The sequence below is a fragment of the Acinetobacter calcoaceticus ANC 3811 genome, from assembly GCF_000399665.1.
GTDB lineage: Bacteria > Pseudomonadota > Gammaproteobacteria > Pseudomonadales > Moraxellaceae > Acinetobacter > Acinetobacter calcoaceticus_B.
Genome location: NZ_KB976986.1, coordinates 883,531 through 901,299 on the forward strand (window position 1 = coordinate 883,531; position 17,769 = coordinate 901,299).

The window sequence follows — 17,769 nt, forward strand, 5'->3', positions numbered from 1 at the left end:
CATTACGTAATTTTGAATATTTCGGTACTCTCTAAGCGTTTAGTTAGAGAGTACATTTTTGCAATTGGTGAGACCTATTAATTTAATTTTTCAAGCTTCATACTTTCACTAAAGAATTTGCAGCCTTTAAAAAGCAGAATTAAAGCCAGTACACACGACAGACCACCCACAATAGATAAAGAAGAACCCACCATTAATGGACTACCAAAAACTTTATCTGTGATAATTGCCACCAATGTTGTACCAATACCGAGTCCAATTAAGTTACTGACCAAAAGAAAGAGGGCAGAAAGACGTGCTCTAAATTGGTTTGGGGCTAACATCTGCAAAGCAGTTGCTGAAATCACTAAAGGGAAAGAAGCAAAGAACATTGCAGGAATTAATAAGCTAACCGACAACCAAAGCTGATCTGTTTGGGTAAAAAATGAAATTGGAATAATCAGGCCAACAATCCCAATCACACCTGTGAACATCGGTGCATCTTGCCGACCTTTTTTAATAAACCAGTCATTTAGCCAGCCTGCACAAAAAACGCCTAATGTATTTGCAATTAACAGAATCGTGCCGAGCATATAACCTGTTTCAGTCGGTGCAAGTTGAAACTTTCGAATATAAAATGCAGGTGTCCAACTGGTAAGGCTGTATAGCGCCATTGCATAAAAGGTAAAACCTAAATAATGACAAACAAATGTTTTCGAATGTTTTTTAATAAACTGAAGACATTGTGAGAATTTAACTTGATCAACTTGTCCATTTTGGTTGAGCTGTTGGCCTTTACGTGCAGGGTCTTTAACGGTCAGAATAAATAGCAGACCAATAATGATGCCCGGTAAACCAACTACAAAAAAGGCAATTTGCCATGCTTTAAGTGCACCTAATAGTGGAACTTCAATGAGTGTCACGCCTTTAAGCAAGTTAATCACATAACCGCCAACCAAAAAGGCAATACCACCACCTAAGAAAGCGCCAATTGAATAAATCCCGACAGCACGTCCCAGTTTGTCCTTACTAAACATGTCGCTAAACATTGAATAAGCAGCTGGAGATAAAGCCGCTTCACCCACACCTACGGACATACGGCTCAAGAACAGTTGAATAAAGTTTTTACTTAAACCACAAGTTGCGGTTGCTAAACTCCAAACAATAATCCCGATTGAAATCAGTTTTGGTCGTGAAAAACGATCGGCAATATAGGCTAGCGGTAAACCCATTACAGCGTAAAAAAGTGAGAAGGCAAGGCCATGTAACAAGCTAAATTGTGTATCTGAAAGTTGAAGATCTGCTTTGATTGGCTCGATCATCAACGCCAGAATTTGGCGGTCAATAAATGAAAATATATATGCCAACATACAAAGTGTGACGACATACCATGCATAAGCATTGCTTTTCTTTTGTGTCCTTTCAACAGCGATATTACTTTGGTTCATACACTTAATCCTTATGTATAAAACGCTTAAAAAAATTGATATCTAACTTTTATTATTCCTCTGAAGTTTTCGATATTTCCCCTTTTAGATAAGAATAATAAATAGGCTAGAAATGAGTAATTTGGTCTCGTACAGACCAGAAGAGTGTGTCTAAACCCGATTAGGAATTAATGGGATTCTAAATATCATGGAATTATTATTTTCTTTTTATATGTAAAATTCCATTACTTATTGAGTATGTTAGAATACCTAAAAAGTATGTTAAGTAAACAGATAGTAATAATTTATTGAATTAAGAAACTGATTTTTATTTATTTTTTAATATTAAAACTTGTTTTATAAAGAGCAGCGAGAAAAGAAGAACTGTTTCATACTGCTCTTGAGCGTATCTAACCCGATATCAAGTCAAATAATTAACTTGATGGCATGAGATCAAATAATTTTTTTAACTGATGATTTAAATTATGGAGCTCATCTTCTGAAAAAGCATTCAGGATGCCTGCCAAGGTGACCACACTAATCTGATTAATCTGTTCAACCAGCTCGACACCTTTGGCAGTTAATTTGACCATCGAAATTCGTTCATCGGTAGTAGAAGAGTAGACCTCAACAATTCCATCTTCTACTAAGCGATATACGGCTTTTGTTGCAGTCGTTAACTTTAAGGTAGAAAGATTAGCAATATCGGTAATACTGGCTTCACCCAAGGCATTGGTACTTAAAATGATTTTACGGCGTGTATTATCAATACCTAGTTTTTTTATTGATTTTTCAATGAGTTGTGAATATTTTCCATTGACTTGGGAAATCCAAAAAAAAGGGAAATTTTGAATACTCGACGGTTCTTTATTAGGAAGAAATTGTTCTAAATGATCAAACATAGCTAAGCAATAACTTAGTGAAAAAAGGGTAATCCTATTATAAACAAAATTTTGGATATTTCCTTGAGAACAAATTATAAAAAATACTTGACAATTCCATTAAATTTTCCGATATTTTAATGGAGATATAAAAATACATGGAAAAGTGAATGAATATTGTTAGCCAAAGCGTGCACAAAGGAAGTGGCAAGCTCAAGGTGATGGTCAAGGACACAATTGATATTCAAGGTCTAAAAACTATTGCTGGTAGTCGAGCTTTATTAAATGTTGAACCTGCTCACGATGATGCTGAGGTGGTTAAAAACATTTTAAAAGCTGACTGTGAAATTATTGCGAAAACAAATTTGCACGAATTGGCTTTTGGAATTACGGGCATTAACCATGCTTTTGGTACACCTGTTAATCCAAAATATCCTGAACTTATTCCAGGCGGCTCTTCGAGTGGTTCGGCTGCGGCAGTTGCTGCTAAACAAGCTGACTTTACTTTAGGTACAGACACGGGCGGCTCTATCCGTATGCCCGCTGCGTGCTGCGGAGTTTTTGGATTAAAGCCAACTTTTGGCCGAGTGAGCAGAAAAGGCGTATATCCGCCGTCAAGTTCTTTAGATTGTGTTGGTCCTTTTGCAAATTCAATCGAGATGATTGAAAAGGCTATGCAAATTATTGATCCAACTTTCAAACCTACTGAATTTACTAGCGCTCCAAAAATTGCTGTTCTGGATGTAAAAGCAGATGAGGTTGTTTGGAACTGTATTTATCAAGCACTTCAAAAAGCCAATTTACAGACCACTTCAGAAAAAGTTGAACATTTTGAAGCAGCTTATGACGCAGGCATGCAAATTATTAATTATGAAAACTGGCAAGCGTACGGCGAGTTAACTCAAACCGGCTTAATTGGTTCTGATGTAAATGGTCGTTTATTAAAAGCGGCACACACCACTTTAGAGCAAGTGCAACAAGCGGAAGCTGTGAAAGAGCAGCTCATCCAAGAACTCGATGCTTTACTAGAAAAATATGATGCATTGGTTTTACCGACACTTCCACAAATTCCACCGAAAGTTTCTGAAGCTGAAAACACAGTCGCTTTTTTGAATCTTACCAGTTTAGTTCGACCATTTAATTTATCAGGTCATCCAGCTATTTCAGTGCCACTTGAAACCAGTGAAGGTTTACCAGTGGGCTTACAGATCGTATCGAAGCATCAAAAAGATGAGCAATTATGCGCTATGGCTAAATTTTGTGTTGATGCAATGCAATAAATTACAAGGAGTTAGATGATGAATAAGTTGTCTAAAATGGAGTTTGTTTCTCAAGATAAAGCAATTGACTTAGATGCTTTGTGCCAAGAAATTCGTGAGCGTGCCTGTACAGGTGAATTTGATAATCAGGCTTATGTGAGCCAAGACGTTATCGAAAAGCTAAAGCAAATCGGTGTTTACCGTGCACTGGTTCCTAAACGTTTTGGCGGTGACGAATGTTCACCAAGACAGTTTTGTGAATTGATCGAGACTTTATCTAAAGCTGATGGTTCAGTGGGTTGGGTAGCAAGTTTCGGTATGAGCCCTGCGTATTTAGGAAGTTTGCCGGAAGAAACACTGAAAGAATTGTACCAAAACGGACCAGATGTGGTGTTTGCTGGAGGTATTTTTCCGCCGCAACCTGCTGAAATTACCGATGAAGGTGTAGTGGTTCGTGGACGTTGGAAATTTTCCAGCGGCTGCATGGGAGCTGACATTGTCGGCGTGGGAATTTCACCGCTTAAAAACAACGAAATGCAAGGTCTACCTCGTATGGCAGTGATGCCTGCAAAAAAAGCCCAAATTGAAATGACTTGGGACACCGTTGGCCTAAAAGGTACGGGAAGCCATGACTTAGTCGTCGAAGATGTATTGGTCGAAAAGAAATGGACCTTTGTCCGTGGTGAACCTTCAAAACTAAGTGAACCATTTTTTAAATATCCGTCACTTTCTTTAGCGACTCAAGTATTAACCGTGGTGGGTATTGGAGTTGCCGCTGCTGCATTAGAAGAATTTGAAAAATTGGCGCCGGGTAAAGCATCCATTACTGGCGGGTCAGAAATTGCCAACCGCCCAGTGACTCAATATGAGTTCGCTCAAGCAGATGCAGAATTTCAGGCTGCAAAATCTTGGTTTTATCAAACCATGGATATTGTCTGGAATGAAATTATTGCTGGGCGTGAAGCGACTGCCGAACAAATTAGCGATATGCGTCTGGCATGTACCCATGCAGCGCGAGTTTGCGCCAAAGTGACCCGAAAAATGCAAATGCTCGCGGGCATGACAGCAATTTATACCAACAATCCATTTAGCCGTTTTGTGAATGACACCAACGTGGTGACTCAGCATGCCTTTATGGGTGATGCGACTTTACAAAATGCAGGCTCAATCAGTTTCGGGTTAAAGCCAACCCCAGGTTATTTATAAGTTTAATTTTTAAAAGGATATTGAGATGGAAGCTAAAAAATCATTACGCGTTTTGTTCTGCATGGGTATTAACCAAAACTTTTTTGATGCAGAACCTGCTGAAGCAAAAGCAGTTTGGGCAGCGTTTGGTGAAATGTGGAATGGCATTCATGACTTACCGGGCGTACATGTTTTTGGAAATCTTGATGATGACCAAAGCATGGTTGGCCCAAGTGCTGGCTGGCCTTGGACAACTTACTTGCTTGCAGATGTTCCGGATATTGAAACAGTACATGCGGCTTGTAATTTGTTTAGAACGACGGTGGTGGGTGAAGGTCCATACAAGCTTTGGAAATATTGCAAAGTTGAAGCTCGTGTTGGACGCGAATTAATTATCCAACGTTAAGGCGATGGCAATGAATGACAAAGTGAATATTGCAGAAATCATAGAACGGCTAGAACAGTTAGAAGCGCACAATGCCATTCGTAATTGTCTGAACCGTTATATGGAAATCTGCGACGAGCTTAATGCAAATACAGACCTTGATGAGCTGATGAGTCTTTTTGATCGAGACTGTATTTGGGAAGGTGTGGGCGAGAAATATGCCAAATCCTTTGGCCGTTATGATTCTTGGCAGTCGATTTACGACATGTTTAAAAGTTATACCCAAAAAGAATCTCACTTTGTTATGAATGCACACTTTGTAAATTCAGAACAAATTTATGTAAATCAAAATGATGCAAATGCTTCATGGCTTATGTTGCAAACTTCAACGTTTAAAGATGGCCGTAGTCATCTGACTACAGCAAAGCTCAACGTGAAGTTTCAAAAGCAAGCAGATGGAACATGGAAAATTAGACATTTCCAAACACAGAATATTTTCAGTCGTCCCGTATCGCATTGGCACAGTGAAGCCGAATTGCCGGTACCTTCCCAGGAATGACCCAGGACATATTTAAAAGGACTATTGATATGAACAGTATTATCCCGACACATAACATTGGCACTGATTACGATACTTTGGTTCAAAGTGACCGTGCCCATACTTCTCTTTATAAAGATGAACGCATTTTTGATGAAGAAATGGAAAAAATCTTTTATAGCACTTGGGTGTGGGTTGCACATGCCAGCGAAATTCCGGAAGGTGGAAGCTATAAAACCATTAATATCGGTAAACAACCAGTTGTTGCGGTGCGTGACCGTAAAAAGAAAGTCCATGTACTTTTAAACCGTTGTCGTCACCGTGCAGCAACCGTATGCGAGCATAAAAAAGGAAAAACCAATAGTTTTGTATGTCCGTACCACGGTTGGAGTTATGCACTTGACGGTAGTTTACGTGGTGTGCCATCTCCAGAAAGCTACGGTGATTGTTTAGATAAGTCAGAACTACCGTTGGTGAGTCTACGTGTAGAAGAATATAACGGCATGATCTTCGCTTCATTTAAAGAAGACATTCAACCGCTTGAAGAGTTCCTTGGGCCAGCAAAAAAATGGATTGACCTGTTTATGAAACAAGGTGCGGGTTATCCAATTAAAGTGTTGGGTGAACACCGCTTCCGTTTCCCGGGTAACTGGAAAATCCAGCTTGAAAATACCACCGATGCATATCACTTCCCGTTGGTACACAAGTCATTCTTAAGTTCTGTCGATGAAAAAACCGAAGAACTCTTTAACTTCGAAAACCAGCCGGGCTTTGTTGAAGATTTAGGTAATGGTCACAGTGTGATGGTGATGATTCCTGATCTGATCGATTTAGACGAAGAGCTCATGGAACGTCCAATACAAGAACGTTTTGAAGACTTGGCTCAAGCTTTGCGTGATGAAGGCCATGAAGAATTAGAAGTGCGCCGTATTGTGCGTGCAGTCGGTGGTTCTGGCTTTAACTTAAATTTATTTCCGAATATTGCATGTTCGATGGCCTTCTTCCGTGTATTACAGCCAATTTCAGTGGCTGAAACAGAAATTCATCACTCGGTAATTACCATGGACGGTGGTCCGCAAATTGCCAACCAATATCGCTTACGTTTGCATGAACATTTCCAAGGTCCATTTGGTTTTGGTACGCCAGATGACTCTGAGGCATGGGAGCGCGTACAACACGGCGCCAATGCGGGTAATGATTTATGGATCATGCTTAACCGTGGTTTACCGGGCGAAGTCAAAACCGAAGATGGCTTAAAAAGTGATGTCAGTGCTGAAACAGGTATGCGTGCAGCATATCAGCAGTGGAAAAAGATGATGACGGCTTAAGGAGAGAGCAATGAATATGAATCTGCAATTATTAAATGAAGTCACTGCTTTCATCTGGGCTGAAGCAGATATGTTAGACCACAGTGAGTATCGTGAATGGCTCAATTTATGGAATGAAAAAGGTGTTTATATCATTCCGATTGACCCAAATCTTACTGACTACGAAAACAACTTAAATTATGCCTATGACGATAATCATATGCGTACTTTACGTGTAGAGCGTCTTGAAAATGGTGAAGCGATTTCTACAGCACCTAAAGCCAATACCGTGCGTAGTGTTTCTCGTGTACGTGTTATTCAAGACCAAGACAATGAAATCGTTTTACGCTGTGCTCAAAACTTACGTGAGTTTCGTAAAGAAAACCTCAAGCATTACACCGCAGATATTACTTATCATTTGGTCCGTGATGCTGCTACAGGTTTTAAGATTAACCGTAAAATCATTAATTTGGTTAACTCAACAGATACCTTAGCCGGTATTAGCTACATTCTTTAGGAGCAGTAACATGAAACAGGTTGTTTTAGTGACAGGTGCTGCTTCGGGACTCGGCAATGTCATTGCTGAATATTTTGCGAGCCAAGGCCATCAAGTGATTTTGTCAGCAAGTACGCTTGAAAAAGCCGAAAATGCTAAGGCGCAAAGTCAATATGCACAAAATATGTTTCCCTTGAAATTAGATATTTCTGTCGAAGCAGATTTTCATGCTGCCGTGCAATGGATTGAAGAGAAATTTTCTAAACTTGATGTGTTGATTAACAATGCCACCGTCACCAAAGCAACGCCCGTATTAGAAATTACCGCAGCCGATTTTGATTGGGTGACCCAAGTTAACCAACGCGGCACCTTTCAATCATGTCAAATTATTGGTCAATATATGGCTAAAAAAGGCTATGGACGCATCATTAATATGGCGTCTTTAGCGGGACAAAACGGCGGTACGGCAACAGGTGCACACTATGCGGCAACCAAAGGTGCGATTGTGACGTTAACCAAAATTTTTGCCAAAGAGTTTGCGGCAAAAGGGGTAACGGTTAATGCAGTTGCACCGGGTCCAATGGAATCACCAATCGTTCATAGCGTAGTGTCTGACGAAAAAATTGAACAGTTCATCCAGAATATTCCAGTTAAAGCCTTAGGAAGTATGCATTTTATTGCTGAAACTTGTGGGTTGCTTGCGAGTCCAAATGCGGGGTTTGTGACTGGTGCAACATGGGATATTAACGGTGGTTTATTCATGCGTTAAGCCAATAGCTTAGCCATGAAAAGGGAGTTAAATCATGACTACACTTTATGATGTTGTCGTTAAAAATCGGCATGTGGAAGGTGGAAATATTGCAGTCATGGAATTTGAATCTGCAACTTCTGCAACATTGCCAAAAGTTGAAGCGGGTGCGCATATTGATGTGCACTTACCAAATGGCATGGTACGCCAGTATTCACTTTGCCAAAACCCAAATGACGAAGGTAAGTTCCGCCTTGGGATTTTACGTGACCCTGAATCACGTGGTGGATCCGTATCGGCTTTTGATGAAATTAAAGATGGCATGCAAATTCAGGTCAGTGAACCAAAAAATTTATTTCCACTTTTAAACGCCAAACACAGTGTATTGATTGGTGGTGGAATTGGGATTACGCCGTTAATCACGATGGCTTATCAACTTGCACACGAAGGTGCATCGTTTGAGCTTCACTACTGTGGTGCTAGCCCTGAAAACTGTGCGTTTGTTGATGAAATTAAAAATGGTGAGTTAGCAGCTTTTACCACATTTCATTTTAAGTCCGAAGGTGCAAGCCACAGAGCATTTTTTGAATCTGCCATTAAAGATATTGACTCGGAAAGCCATATTTACACGTGTGGGCCTGTCGGTTTCATGGACTGGGTAATTAACCTTGCCACGACTCACGATTTTCCTGAGCAGCAAATCCACAAAGAATATTTCCAAGTCGAAACTGACACCTCTGGAGATTCATTTGAGGTGGTGGCTGAGCGTAGCGGAAAAATCATTACGGTCGAAGCTGGCGAAACCATTTTGCAGGCTTTGGCTAAAGAAGGCATCGAGATTGAAATGTCTTGCGAGCAAGGCGTATGCGGAACTTGCATGTGCGATGTGATTGAAGGTGAGCCTGATCATCGAGATGTTTATTTTACTGATGAAGAAAAAGCCAGCAATGAACAAATATTGGTGTGTTGTTCGCGCTCTAAAACACCGAGACTAGTTTTAGATATCTAATGCTCTCGCGATTTATATGGATGTAAGAGAAGGTTTAGGAGAAAGATGATGAATGTATTACAACAAATAGATGAGTTTACGGTCGATCCACTACAGTTCCGACGGGCATTAGGAAATTTTGCAACAGGCGTTACTATTATTACCGCACAAAATGCACAAGGTGAGAAAGTCGGTGTAACTGCCAATAGTTTTAACTCAGTGTCACTCGACCCACCACTTATTTTGTGGAGTATTGATAAAAAATCTTCAAGTTTTTCAGTATTTGAAGAAGCAACACATTTTGCAGTTAATATTTTATCAGGCACGCAAATTGAGCTGTCTAATAAGTTTTCGAGACGTAATATTGATAAATTTGCAGACACCAATTTTCAACTTGGTGCAGGAAGCTCACCCATTTTAGAAAATTGTTCTGCGGTGTTTGAGTGCGAACGCTATCAAGTGATCGAAGGTGGTGACCACTGGATTATTGTTGGTAAAGTGGTTCGTTTCCATGACCAAGGTAGAAGTCCATTGGTTTACCATCAAGGTGCATATTCTTGTGTCATGCCACATCCAAGCCTTCAAGTTAAACAAACAGAACAGAACGGCGTAGACCAAACACATTATGGGCACTTATATAATAATGTATGTTATTTAATGAGCCGTGCTTTTAAAGCTTATCAAACCGACTATATTCCTAAGCAAATGGCTTCTGGGTTCCGTACCAGTGAATCACGTCTTTTACTCGTTTTGGCCAGCGGTACTGCTTCAAGTAAGGAAGATTTACCGCGTGATATTGCTATGCCAATGCAGGAAGTTGAAAGATCGGCTGAAATTCTAAAATTTGAAGGATTATTAGTTGATCACGATAATTTGTATGCATTGACCGAGAAAGGTAAACAAACAGCGCAGTATTTATTTGATATTGCTGATAGCCACCAAAATGAGGTATTTAAAAAGTATTCTGAGGAACAAAAGGATATTTTTATTACCATGCTGCGAGATTTTGCAGGAGTAGCATAAGTCCCATTAAGCTGATAAATTGAATTGATTTATCAGCTTCTTTACATCTAGCTGACTATCATCAAAAATTAAAAGAATTCTATATGTTTAATTATGATTTGCTAAAGATTATATGAGATATAAAAAATGGCCTATAAAGGCCATTTTTTTAGTCATTAAAATTAACCTAATAAAAAATCTTTTAGGATTTTATTAAAAGCTTCTGGCTGCTCTACATTGGAAATATGAGAGGCATCTATTTCCACAAGTTTTGATTGTGGAATGCGTTGCTGCATAAATTGACCATCTGCAACAGTCGTTACTGGGTCTTGAGTTCCAGCAATCACTAATACAGAAATTTTAATGTCTTTTAACTGCTCACGGACATCCGCTTTAGCCAAAGCCTCACAACAATTGGCATAACCCATTGCGCTGCCAGCACTTAAGTCGTTACACAGGTTGTTGACGATTGAAGCATGACTTTGGATAAAGGGATCTGTAAACCATCGCGAAGCTGCTGTAGCTGCGATTGGTTTTAAACCTTGTTCACATACTAGTTTTGCACGGTCAAGCCATGCCTGTTCTTGTCCAATTTTAGCGGCAGTATTTGCCACAACCACATGACTAAAACGGTCAGGGTAGTGAATCGCAAGCCATTGACCGGTTAAACCACCCATAGAAATACCACAAAAAGCAGATTTGCTAATATTTAGATGGTCGAGTAAACGGACAACATCTTCACCTAATTGCTCTACAGTATATGGGCCGTCAGGCGTAGATGATGAACCGTGACCACGAGTGTCATAGCAGATCACAAAAAATTGATCTTTTAACTCATTAAACTGTTTTTGCCACATGCCATAATTGGTGCCCAAAGAGTTGGAAAACACCAGAGCAGGGGAAGATGGCTCGCCAAAGGTTTGATAGTTAATTTGTGCATCGGCAGATTGAAAAGATGGCATTTGTTTCTCCTTAAAGTGCTTCAACACGTTCAATAATCAATGCGATGCCTTGACCTACACCAATACACATTGAACACAAGGCGTAACGGCCGCCTGTTTGCTCAAGCTGGTTTAAGGCTGTGGTCACGAGCCGTGCACCTGATGCACCAAGTGGATGGCCCAAAGCAATTGCACCACCGTTTGGATTTACTTTGTTGCTATCGTCTGGTAAACCTAAATCACGGGTCACTGCTAAAGCCTGTGCAGCAAAGGCTTCATTCAGCTCAATCACATCCATCTGATCTAAAGTCAGGTTGGCTTGTTTAAGTAATTTTTTAATCGCTGGTGCTGGTGCGAAGCCCATAATGCGGGGTTCTACACCCACTGCTGTTGAAGCAATGATCTTGGCACGTGGTTTGAGGTTGTAGGCCTGAACTGCCTCATCAGAAGCAATCAGTAGAGCTGCTGCACCATCATTAATACCTGAAGCATTCCCCGCAGTGACAGAACCATCTGCTTTGACAACAGGTTTAAGTTTGCTTAAAGCTTCAAGTGTGGTTGATGCACGTGGATGTTCATCGGTATCAATCACAACAGCATCACCCTTACGCTGAGGGATTTCAACTGCCACGATTTCTTTAGAAAAAAAGCCTTTGGCTTGCGCGCTTGCGGTGCGTTGTTGGCTTACCAAGGCAAACTGGTCCTGATCTGCACGATTAACGTTGAACTGTTCAGCGACGTTTTCGGCAGTCTGGGGCATGGTGTCTACACCATACAATTCTTTAAGTTTAGGGTTAATGAAGCGCCAGCCCATGGTGGTGTCTTCAATCTTCTGGCTACGGCCAAAAGCACTGTCAGACTTACCCATCACATAAGGTGCACGGCTCATGCTTTCCACACCACCAGCAATGATCAGATTGGCTTCACCTGCTTTAATGGCACGGGCAGCAATGGCAATTGCATCGAGTGAAGAACCACACAAACGGTTAATAGTGGTTGCTGGTACTTGATACGGTAAACCAGCAAGCAATGCTGACATACGACCGACGTTACGGTTATCTTCACCGGCTTGGTTAGCACAGCCATAGATCACATCATCAACCTGTTCCCAATCTACATTCGGGTTGCGTTGGATGAGAGCTTTAATCGGCACCGCACCAAGGTCATCGGCACGGACAGGTGCAAGACCACCGGCATAACGGCCAAATGGGGTACGGATGGCATCGATGATATAAGCGTTTTTCATTCTTACATTTCCATTTTGAAATCTGTTGCTGTCATTGCCACAAATGATGGGTTTATCCATTCTTCCTTTGCATAGGCAATGCCTCACTTTTGACAGGGCAAAAGTGACAAAACCCTTTGTTGCTCAGACACAACATCCCTGTTGTGCTGAGCAACGAGGCGACATCCATGTCGCCGCCTCGTATCCAATAGCACTTTGCTATCGTGACAGGTGACATGGATGTCACCCGTTGGACAGGGAGGCAAGGAAGCCTCCTCTGTTCAACATAGATTTTTGTTACTTTTCATCTTTGAAAAGTAAGGTATTGCCTATACAAAAGGCTTTTGAATATCAATGTAATTCAAGGCCGTGATGCTATTTATTAACTGTATCGGCTACATAACTTAGAAGTTTAATTCGTTGCATCAATCAAAATTGCACCAGTTAAAGCCTGTAACTCATCAAAGCTAAGACCGTCTACTTTCTCAATCACCTTTAAACCATCTTTAGTCACATCAATCACACAAAGATCGGTGTAAATACGGTCAACACAGTTTTTCCCAGTTACTGGATAGCCCAACTCAGCCACAATCTTCGGTTCACCTTGTTTGGTTACATGGTCGGTGGTGATAAATACTTTTTTAGCACCTACAGCTAAATCCATCGCACCACCCACCGCAGGAATCGCATCTGGTGCTCCCGTGTGCCAGTTCGCCAAGTCACCATTCGCTGCAACCTGAAAGGCTCCAAGTACCGCAATATCAAGGTGACCACCACGCATCATCGCAAATGAATCGCCATGGTGGAAAAAGCTGCCGCCTTCAAGCATGGTCACAAACTCTTTACCTGCATTAATCAGTTCAGGGTCTTCTTCACCTTCAGCTGGTGGTGGGCCAAAAGCCAAAAGGCCATTTTCAGAATGAAGGAAAATATCTTTGTCGTTAGGTAAGTAGCTCGCGATCTTGGTTGGTAAACCAATACCCAAGTTCACATAGGCACCATCGGGAATATCTTGTGCCACACGTTTTGCAATCTGGTCACGGCTGAGTTTCTGGTAGCTCATGTTATTTCTCCTTATTGCTTACTGTGCTGGCGCTACTTGTACAACGTGCTGTACAAAGATACCTGGGGTGATGATGTGTTCTGGATCTAATCCACCTAGCTCAACCACTTCAGAAACCTGAACAATGGTGACATCGGCTGCCATGGCCATAATCGGACCAAAGTTACGTGCTGATTTACGGTAAACCAGATTGCCCCAGCGATCGCCCTTGTAAGCTTTAATCAAGGCAAAGTCAGCCTTAATTGGATATTCAAGTACGTAGTCTTTACCATCAATCTGGCGAGTTTCTTTGCCTTCAGCTAAAAGTGTTCCAAAGCCAGTTGGGGTAAACACAGCACCTAATCCCATACCTGCTGCCTGAATACGACACGCCAGATTACCTTGCGGGACCACTTCAAGCTCGACCTTTCCGGCACGGTAAAGTTCATCAAACACATAAGAGTCTGACTGACGTGGGAAAGAGCAAATCACCTTTTTAACAGAACCAGCTTTAAGCAGTTTAGCCAGACCGTAATCGCCATTACCGGCGTTATTACTCACAATAGTCAGGTCTTTAATACCCAGTTCAATCAGTCCGTCAATGAGTTCAGCGGGTTGTCCTGCGGTACCAAAACCACCAATCAGAATGGTTGCACCATCTTTAATCTGCGATAGTACCTCGCTTAGAGAGGACTTACTTTTGTCAATCATGTGAGAAACCTTAGAGCATGAGGTAACGTGATGTTATTACTACCGCTAAAAATTTATTTAAATTCTTAATGGTAGTAATAAATGGAATAAATTTTGTGAGTCAAAAGCGAACTTTTAACTCACATACACTTTCAATTAAGCACTAGCGCGACGACGTTCAACTTCAGTTGACGGAGCGGCAGCGGCATCTTTAACAAGTTCGATGTTAAATGTGATGTGTTTGAAAGCGTGATCTAAACCACGGCGTTGGATTTCAGCTGGGTCAGTTACATCAACTGCTGTTGCCACTAAGCCATCACGAGTTGCGAAGGCAAAGTCATCCCATAAGTACTCATCACCCTCAATGTTGAATTGAGTAGTAAGCTTGCGGAAACCTGGTGCAGAAACGAAGTAGTGAACGTGAGATGGGCGGTTACCATGACGGCCTAACTTGTTAAGAAGGGCCTGAGTTGTACCTTCTGGCGGGCAACCATAACCCACTGGCATTGTGGTTAATGCAACATATTTGCCATCAGCATCAGTTAAAATACTACGGCGTAAATTGAAATCAGATTGAGACTTATCAAAGAATGAGTAGTTACCCAAACTATTAGCATGCCATACTTCAACTTTAGCATTTTCAATGATATTGCCATCAGTATCGGTTACCGTACCTTCAATAATTAAGGTATCGATTTTGCCAGATTCTGTACCATCATCCATACGTGCAAAACCAACAGTTTCAGGCGCGCCAGCTACATAAAGTGGGCCTTCAATGGTACGAGGTGTGCCACCACTAACGCCAGCTTTTGCATCGGCCTCATCTGCACGTAAATCAAGATAGTGCTCTAAACCTAAGCCAGCTGCTAAAAGTCCAAGTTCGTTTGCTTGGCCTGCATCTGTGAAATATTCCAGACCTTTCCATACTTCTGAAGGTTGGATGTCTAAGTCTTCGATGGCTTGAAATAAATCCCCGAGAAGGCGTACTACAATTTGCTGAACACGTGCATCGACTTCGCCTTTAGCTGTGTCGACATTCATTTGTTTTACAAGCGCATCAATTTGTTGACGGTTCATACTAAAACTCCTTAAGTATGCAATACGGTTTTGGGTGGCAGTGTTGCGGGCATTTTGTTTTGCTAGCGAATATTGCTGCCACGTTCCTTGTTACCTTCTGAATAAATATATTTAGTTTTTGAATGTGCTTCAGACCACACACTCAAACTATTTTCTTAGATTACGAATCATCATCACGGACAGAAGAAGGGTGGCGATTAAGTGCCATCACTTCGATGTTCATGTAAGGATAGAGAGGTAATCCCTGTAAAATATTGTGCAACTCTTCATTGCTTTCGACATCAAAAATACTGATGTTTGAATACTGGCCTGTAACTCGCCAGATGTGACGCCATTTACCTTGACGTTGCAGATCTTGCGAATACGCTTTTTCAACGGCCTTAATTTCATTTGCTTTGTCGGCTGGCATATCAAGTGGAATATGCACATCCATACGTACATGAAATAACATGGGAAACTCCTTATCCTGTTGCCTTAACGACGTAACTTCTCAACTTTATCTTCATCAATTTCAATGCCTAAGCCCGGAGCTGTTGGCAAGTGCAATTCAAAGTTTTCGTAACGTAGTGGTTCTTTCAAAATTTCTTCGGTAAGTAATAACGGACCAAATAATTCAGTACCAAAAGCTAATGTTTCAAAGGTTGCAAATGCATGAGCAGAAGCGATGCTACCTACAGGGCCTTCAAGCATAGTGCCGCCATAAAGGTCGATTCCCGCTAAACCTGCGATTTTTGCAACTTCACAAGCTTCGATCAGACCACCTGATTGTTCAATTTTCACGGCAAATACATCTGCGCCATGACTTTTTGCAATACGATATGCGCTGTCAGGACCAGTTAAAGCTTCATCTGCCATAATTGCGACATCAAAACGATGCGTTAAACGAGCAAGTGCTTCAGTATTTTGAATAGCACAAGGCTGTTCAATTAAATCAATCCCGCCATCTTGTAGCTGTTGAATACCTTGAATACATTCCTGCTCTGACCATGCACGATTTACATCGACACGTACACTAATATCTGCACCCAGTGCTTTTTTAATTGCAATCACATGATCAACATCGTGTTGCAAAGAGCGTGCGCCGATTTTGAGTTTGAACGTGTTATGACGTTTCAACTCAATCATTTTTCGAGCTTCAGCAATATCTTTTTCTGTGTCGCCAGACGCGAGCGTCCAAAGTACAGGTAAACTATTACGCAGACGGCCACCTAAAACTTCACTTAACGGCACGCCTAAACGTTTTGCCTGAATATCAAGTAGAGCGGTCTGAATGGCACATTTCGCGAAACGGTTACCATTAATATTCTTACGAATCAGTTTTAGTGTTTGAGCCACATTTAAATCTTTAACTGATGCGAGTAATGGTGCAAAGTAAGTATCAATATTGGCTTTGACACTTTCAGGACTTTCTTCACCATAGTTCAGTCCACCAATGGTGGTCGCTTCACCCCAACCTACAATACCATCCGTGGTCGTAATTTTAACGAGCACCAAAGTCTGAGTACGCATTGTAGTCACAGACAGCTGGTGAGGACGGATAGTTGGAATATCCACAAGTATGGTTTCTATGGTTCTATACATGAAGTTTCAACTATTTCAAACTTGTTTACATACCATAGAAGAATGTAATAGCCTAAAATAGATATAGAACGGTATTTTAAGATACTAAAAAGGTATATTAATGGAATTAAGACATCTACGTTATTTTGTTACCGTTGTGGAAGAACAAAGTCTGACAAAAGCGGCTGAGAAGCTTTTTATTGCCCAGCCACCACTCACGCGTCAAATCAAAAAACTAGAAGAAGAATTAGGCATTGATTTGTTTGTGAAAGGGTCACGTCCATTAAAAGCTACAGAAGCAGGGCTGTTTTTTTACCAACATGCCGTTCAAATTTTAACGCATACGGCTCAAGCTGCTTCGATGGCTAAAAAAATGAAGCTGGTAGAGAACATTGTGAAAGTTGGTTATGTCAGTTCACTTCTTTACGGACGATTACCACAAGTCATTTATCTATTTAGGCAGAAAAATCCTGACATTCATGTCGAGCTTATTGAATGTGGCACGAGAGATCAGGTGGAGGCTTTAAAGTTAGGCAAAATCGATTTAGGTTTTGGCCGATTACCAATTAGCGATCCAGCGATTAAAAGACTTTTACTTCGCAAAGAAAAATTAAAACTCGCGATTCATAAAAAGCATCCATTAAGTGAATTTCAAGATGCAGGAATTTACTTATCTCAAATTATCAATGAGACGATTTTTTCTTATCCAACGACACCTAAGCCTAATTTTTCGACCACTATTCAAGCTTTATTTACCAAGTTAGGCTTAATCCCAGCCAAGCTGACAGAAGTACGAGAAATTCACATGGCGCTTGGTTTAGTGGCGTCTGGAGAGGGGATTTGTATTATTCCAGAAAGTGCCTGTGATATTGGAATGAAGAATCTAACTTATTTAAATATCTTAGATTTAGAAGCTTATAGTCCCATTTCTCTATCCATGCGAAACATGGACCAAAGTTCCTACATTCCAAAAATTTTAGATTGTATTGAAGAGATCTATAGTCAAGAAGAAGTGTCTAGAAATCTAAATTTATAACTT

At 40.9% G+C, this 17,769-nt stretch carries 19 protein-coding genes; 10 read left to right on the plus strand and 9 right to left on the minus strand.

Features of this window, described 5'->3' with window-relative positions:
- Positions 1–77: 77 nt before the first annotated feature.
- Together F935_RS05440 and F935_RS05445 are read right to left on the minus strand one after the other, a co-directional pair.
- Entirely contained in the window at positions 78–1,427 is a 1,350-nt protein-coding gene (locus F935_RS05440; RefSeq protein ID WP_016137981.1) for a spinster family MFS transporter, read from the minus strand.
- 413 nt (positions 1,428–1,840) lie between these two features.
- Positions 1,841–2,308 (minus strand): MarR family winged helix-turn-helix transcriptional regulator, encoded by a 468-nt coding sequence (locus tag F935_RS05445; protein ID WP_016137982.1) that lies wholly within the window; start codon positions 2,306–2,308, stop codon positions 1,841–1,843.
- 149 nt (positions 2,309–2,457) lie between these two features.
- On the opposite strand from F935_RS05445, the gene F935_RS05450 reads away from it, so the two are divergent.
- From F935_RS05450 to F935_RS05490, 9 genes are read left to right on the plus strand one after another with little or no spacing between them, the layout of a single operon-like run.
- On the plus strand, positions 2,458–3,567 hold the full coding sequence (locus F935_RS05450) for an amidase (protein WP_016137983.1): 1,110 nt from the start codon (positions 2,458–2,460) through the stop codon (positions 3,565–3,567).
- Positions 3,568–3,603: 36 nt separating this feature from the next.
- Positions 3,604–4,752, plus strand: a complete 1,149-nt coding sequence (locus tag F935_RS05455; RefSeq protein WP_080645699.1) for an acyl-CoA dehydrogenase family protein — start codon at positions 3,604–3,606, stop codon at positions 4,750–4,752.
- Between the two features lie 25 nt (positions 4,753–4,777).
- Complete coding sequence (locus tag F935_RS05460; protein ID WP_000387554.1) at positions 4,778–5,137, plus strand: hypothetical protein; 360 nt, start codon at positions 4,778–4,780, stop codon at positions 5,135–5,137.
- Positions 5,138–5,141: 4 nt separating this feature from the next.
- Positions 5,142–5,675 (plus strand): nuclear transport factor 2 family protein, encoded by a 534-nt coding sequence (locus F935_RS05465; protein WP_080645539.1) that lies wholly within the window; start codon positions 5,142–5,144, stop codon positions 5,673–5,675.
- Positions 5,676–5,704: 29 nt separating this feature from the next.
- Positions 5,705–6,982 (plus strand): aromatic ring-hydroxylating oxygenase subunit alpha, encoded by a 1,278-nt coding sequence (locus F935_RS05470; RefSeq protein WP_016137986.1) that lies wholly within the window; start codon positions 5,705–5,707, stop codon positions 6,980–6,982.
- Between the two features lie 10 nt (positions 6,983–6,992).
- On the plus strand, positions 6,993–7,478 hold the full coding sequence (locus F935_RS05475; RefSeq protein WP_016137987.1) for an aromatic-ring-hydroxylating dioxygenase subunit beta: 486 nt from the start codon (positions 6,993–6,995) through the stop codon (positions 7,476–7,478).
- 10 nt (positions 7,479–7,488) lie between these two features.
- Complete coding sequence (locus tag F935_RS05480) at positions 7,489–8,226, plus strand: SDR family NAD(P)-dependent oxidoreductase (RefSeq protein ID WP_016137988.1); 738 nt, start codon at positions 7,489–7,491, stop codon at positions 8,224–8,226.
- A gap of 34 nt (positions 8,227–8,260) precedes the next feature.
- Positions 8,261–9,214, plus strand: a complete 954-nt coding sequence (locus F935_RS05485; protein WP_016137989.1) for a PDR/VanB family oxidoreductase — start codon at positions 8,261–8,263, stop codon at positions 9,212–9,214.
- 45 nt (positions 9,215–9,259) lie between these two features.
- Entirely contained in the window at positions 9,260–10,216 is a 957-nt protein-coding gene (locus F935_RS05490) for a p-hydroxyphenylacetate 3-hydroxylase reductase component (protein ID WP_080645540.1), read from the plus strand.
- Between the two features lie 161 nt (positions 10,217–10,377).
- Here F935_RS05490 and pcaD read toward each other — a convergent pair whose 3' ends face one another.
- The 7 genes from pcaD to F935_RS05525 all read right to left on the minus strand — a co-directional run bounded on the left by pcaD (position 10,378) and on the right by F935_RS05525 (position 16,751).
- A complete protein-coding gene (gene pcaD, locus F935_RS05495; RefSeq protein ID WP_016137991.1) occupies positions 10,378–11,157 on the minus strand; it encodes a 3-oxoadipate enol-lactonase in 780 nt (259 codons plus the stop codon).
- A 10-nt stretch (positions 11,158–11,167) separates the two neighbouring features.
- Entirely contained in the window at positions 11,168–12,382 is a 1,215-nt protein-coding gene (gene pcaF, locus F935_RS05500; RefSeq protein ID WP_016137992.1) for a 3-oxoadipyl-CoA thiolase, read from the minus strand.
- A gap of 391 nt (positions 12,383–12,773) precedes the next feature.
- The gene (locus F935_RS05505; protein ID WP_016137993.1) at positions 12,774–13,424 is read right to left on the minus strand and encodes a 3-oxoacid CoA-transferase subunit B; all 651 of its coding nucleotides are present in this window, start codon (positions 13,422–13,424) and stop codon (positions 12,774–12,776) included.
- Between the two features lie 18 nt (positions 13,425–13,442).
- Entirely contained in the window at positions 13,443–14,114 is a 672-nt protein-coding gene (locus F935_RS05510; RefSeq protein WP_016137994.1) for a 3-oxoacid CoA-transferase subunit A, read from the minus strand.
- 135 nt (positions 14,115–14,249) lie between these two features.
- Positions 14,250–15,170 (minus strand): catechol 1,2-dioxygenase, encoded by a 921-nt coding sequence (gene catA / locus F935_RS05515; RefSeq protein ID WP_016137995.1) that lies wholly within the window; start codon positions 15,168–15,170, stop codon positions 14,250–14,252.
- 160 nt (positions 15,171–15,330) lie between these two features.
- Complete coding sequence (gene catC, locus F935_RS05520; RefSeq protein WP_003651954.1) at positions 15,331–15,621, minus strand: muconolactone Delta-isomerase; 291 nt, start codon at positions 15,619–15,621, stop codon at positions 15,331–15,333.
- Between the two features lie 23 nt (positions 15,622–15,644).
- Positions 15,645–16,751: a muconate/chloromuconate family cycloisomerase gene (locus F935_RS05525; RefSeq protein WP_016137996.1), complete on the minus strand. Its 1,107-nt coding sequence runs from the start codon at positions 16,749–16,751 to the stop codon at positions 15,645–15,647.
- Positions 16,752–16,851: 100 nt separating this feature from the next.
- Between F935_RS05525 and F935_RS05530 the strand changes: the two genes are divergently transcribed.
- On the plus strand, positions 16,852–17,766 hold the full coding sequence (locus F935_RS05530) for a LysR family transcriptional regulator (RefSeq protein WP_016137997.1): 915 nt from the start codon (positions 16,852–16,854) through the stop codon (positions 17,764–17,766).
- Positions 17,767–17,769: the final 3 nt, after the last annotated feature.

Bases quoted from the DNA above. Each gene is read 5' to 3' on its own strand.
- F935_RS05470 (WP_016137986.1), top strand. From the start codon at position 5,705: ATGAACAGTATTATCCCGACACATAACATTGGCACTGATTACGATACT.
- pcaF (WP_016137992.1), bottom strand. From the start codon at position 12,382: ATGAAAAACGCTTATATCATCGATGCCATCCGTACCCCATTTGGCCGT.
- F935_RS05490 (WP_080645540.1), top strand. From the start codon at position 9,260: ATGATGAATGTATTACAACAAATAGATGAGTTTACGGTCGATCCACTA.
- F935_RS05450 (WP_016137983.1), top strand. From the start codon at position 2,458: ATGAATATTGTTAGCCAAAGCGTGCACAAAGGAAGTGGCAAGCTCAAG.
- catA (WP_016137995.1), bottom strand. From the start codon at position 15,170: ATGAACCGTCAACAAATTGATGCGCTTGTAAAACAAATGAATGTCGAC.
- F935_RS05455 (WP_080645699.1), top strand. From the start codon at position 3,604: ATGGAGTTTGTTTCTCAAGATAAAGCAATTGACTTAGATGCTTTGTGC.
- F935_RS05480 (WP_016137988.1), top strand. From the start codon at position 7,489: ATGAAACAGGTTGTTTTAGTGACAGGTGCTGCTTCGGGACTCGGCAAT.
- catC (WP_003651954.1), bottom strand. From the start codon at position 15,621: ATGTTATTTCATGTACGTATGGATGTGCATATTCCACTTGATATGCCA.
- F935_RS05445 (WP_016137982.1), bottom strand. From the start codon at position 2,308: ATGTTTGATCATTTAGAACAATTTCTTCCTAATAAAGAACCGTCGAGT.
- F935_RS05510 (WP_016137994.1), bottom strand. From the start codon at position 14,114: ATGATTGACAAAAGTAAGTCCTCTCTAAGCGAGGTACTATCGCAGATT.
- F935_RS05485 (WP_016137989.1), top strand. From the start codon at position 8,261: ATGACTACACTTTATGATGTTGTCGTTAAAAATCGGCATGTGGAAGGT.
- F935_RS05475 (WP_016137987.1), top strand. From the start codon at position 6,993: ATGAATATGAATCTGCAATTATTAAATGAAGTCACTGCTTTCATCTGG.
- F935_RS05465 (WP_080645539.1), top strand. From the start codon at position 5,142: ATGGCAATGAATGACAAAGTGAATATTGCAGAAATCATAGAACGGCTA.
- F935_RS05530 (WP_016137997.1), top strand. From the start codon at position 16,852: ATGGAATTAAGACATCTACGTTATTTTGTTACCGTTGTGGAAGAACAA.
- pcaD (WP_016137991.1), bottom strand. From the start codon at position 11,157: ATGCCATCTTTTCAATCTGCCGATGCACAAATTAACTATCAAACCTTT.
- F935_RS05505 (WP_016137993.1), bottom strand. From the start codon at position 13,424: ATGAGCTACCAGAAACTCAGCCGTGACCAGATTGCAAAACGTGTGGCA.
- F935_RS05460 (WP_000387554.1), top strand. From the start codon at position 4,778: ATGGAAGCTAAAAAATCATTACGCGTTTTGTTCTGCATGGGTATTAAC.
- F935_RS05440 (WP_016137981.1), bottom strand. From the start codon at position 1,427: ATGAACCAAAGTAATATCGCTGTTGAAAGGACACAAAAGAAAAGCAAT.
- F935_RS05525 (WP_016137996.1), bottom strand. From the start codon at position 16,751: ATGTATAGAACCATAGAAACCATACTTGTGGATATTCCAACTATCCGT.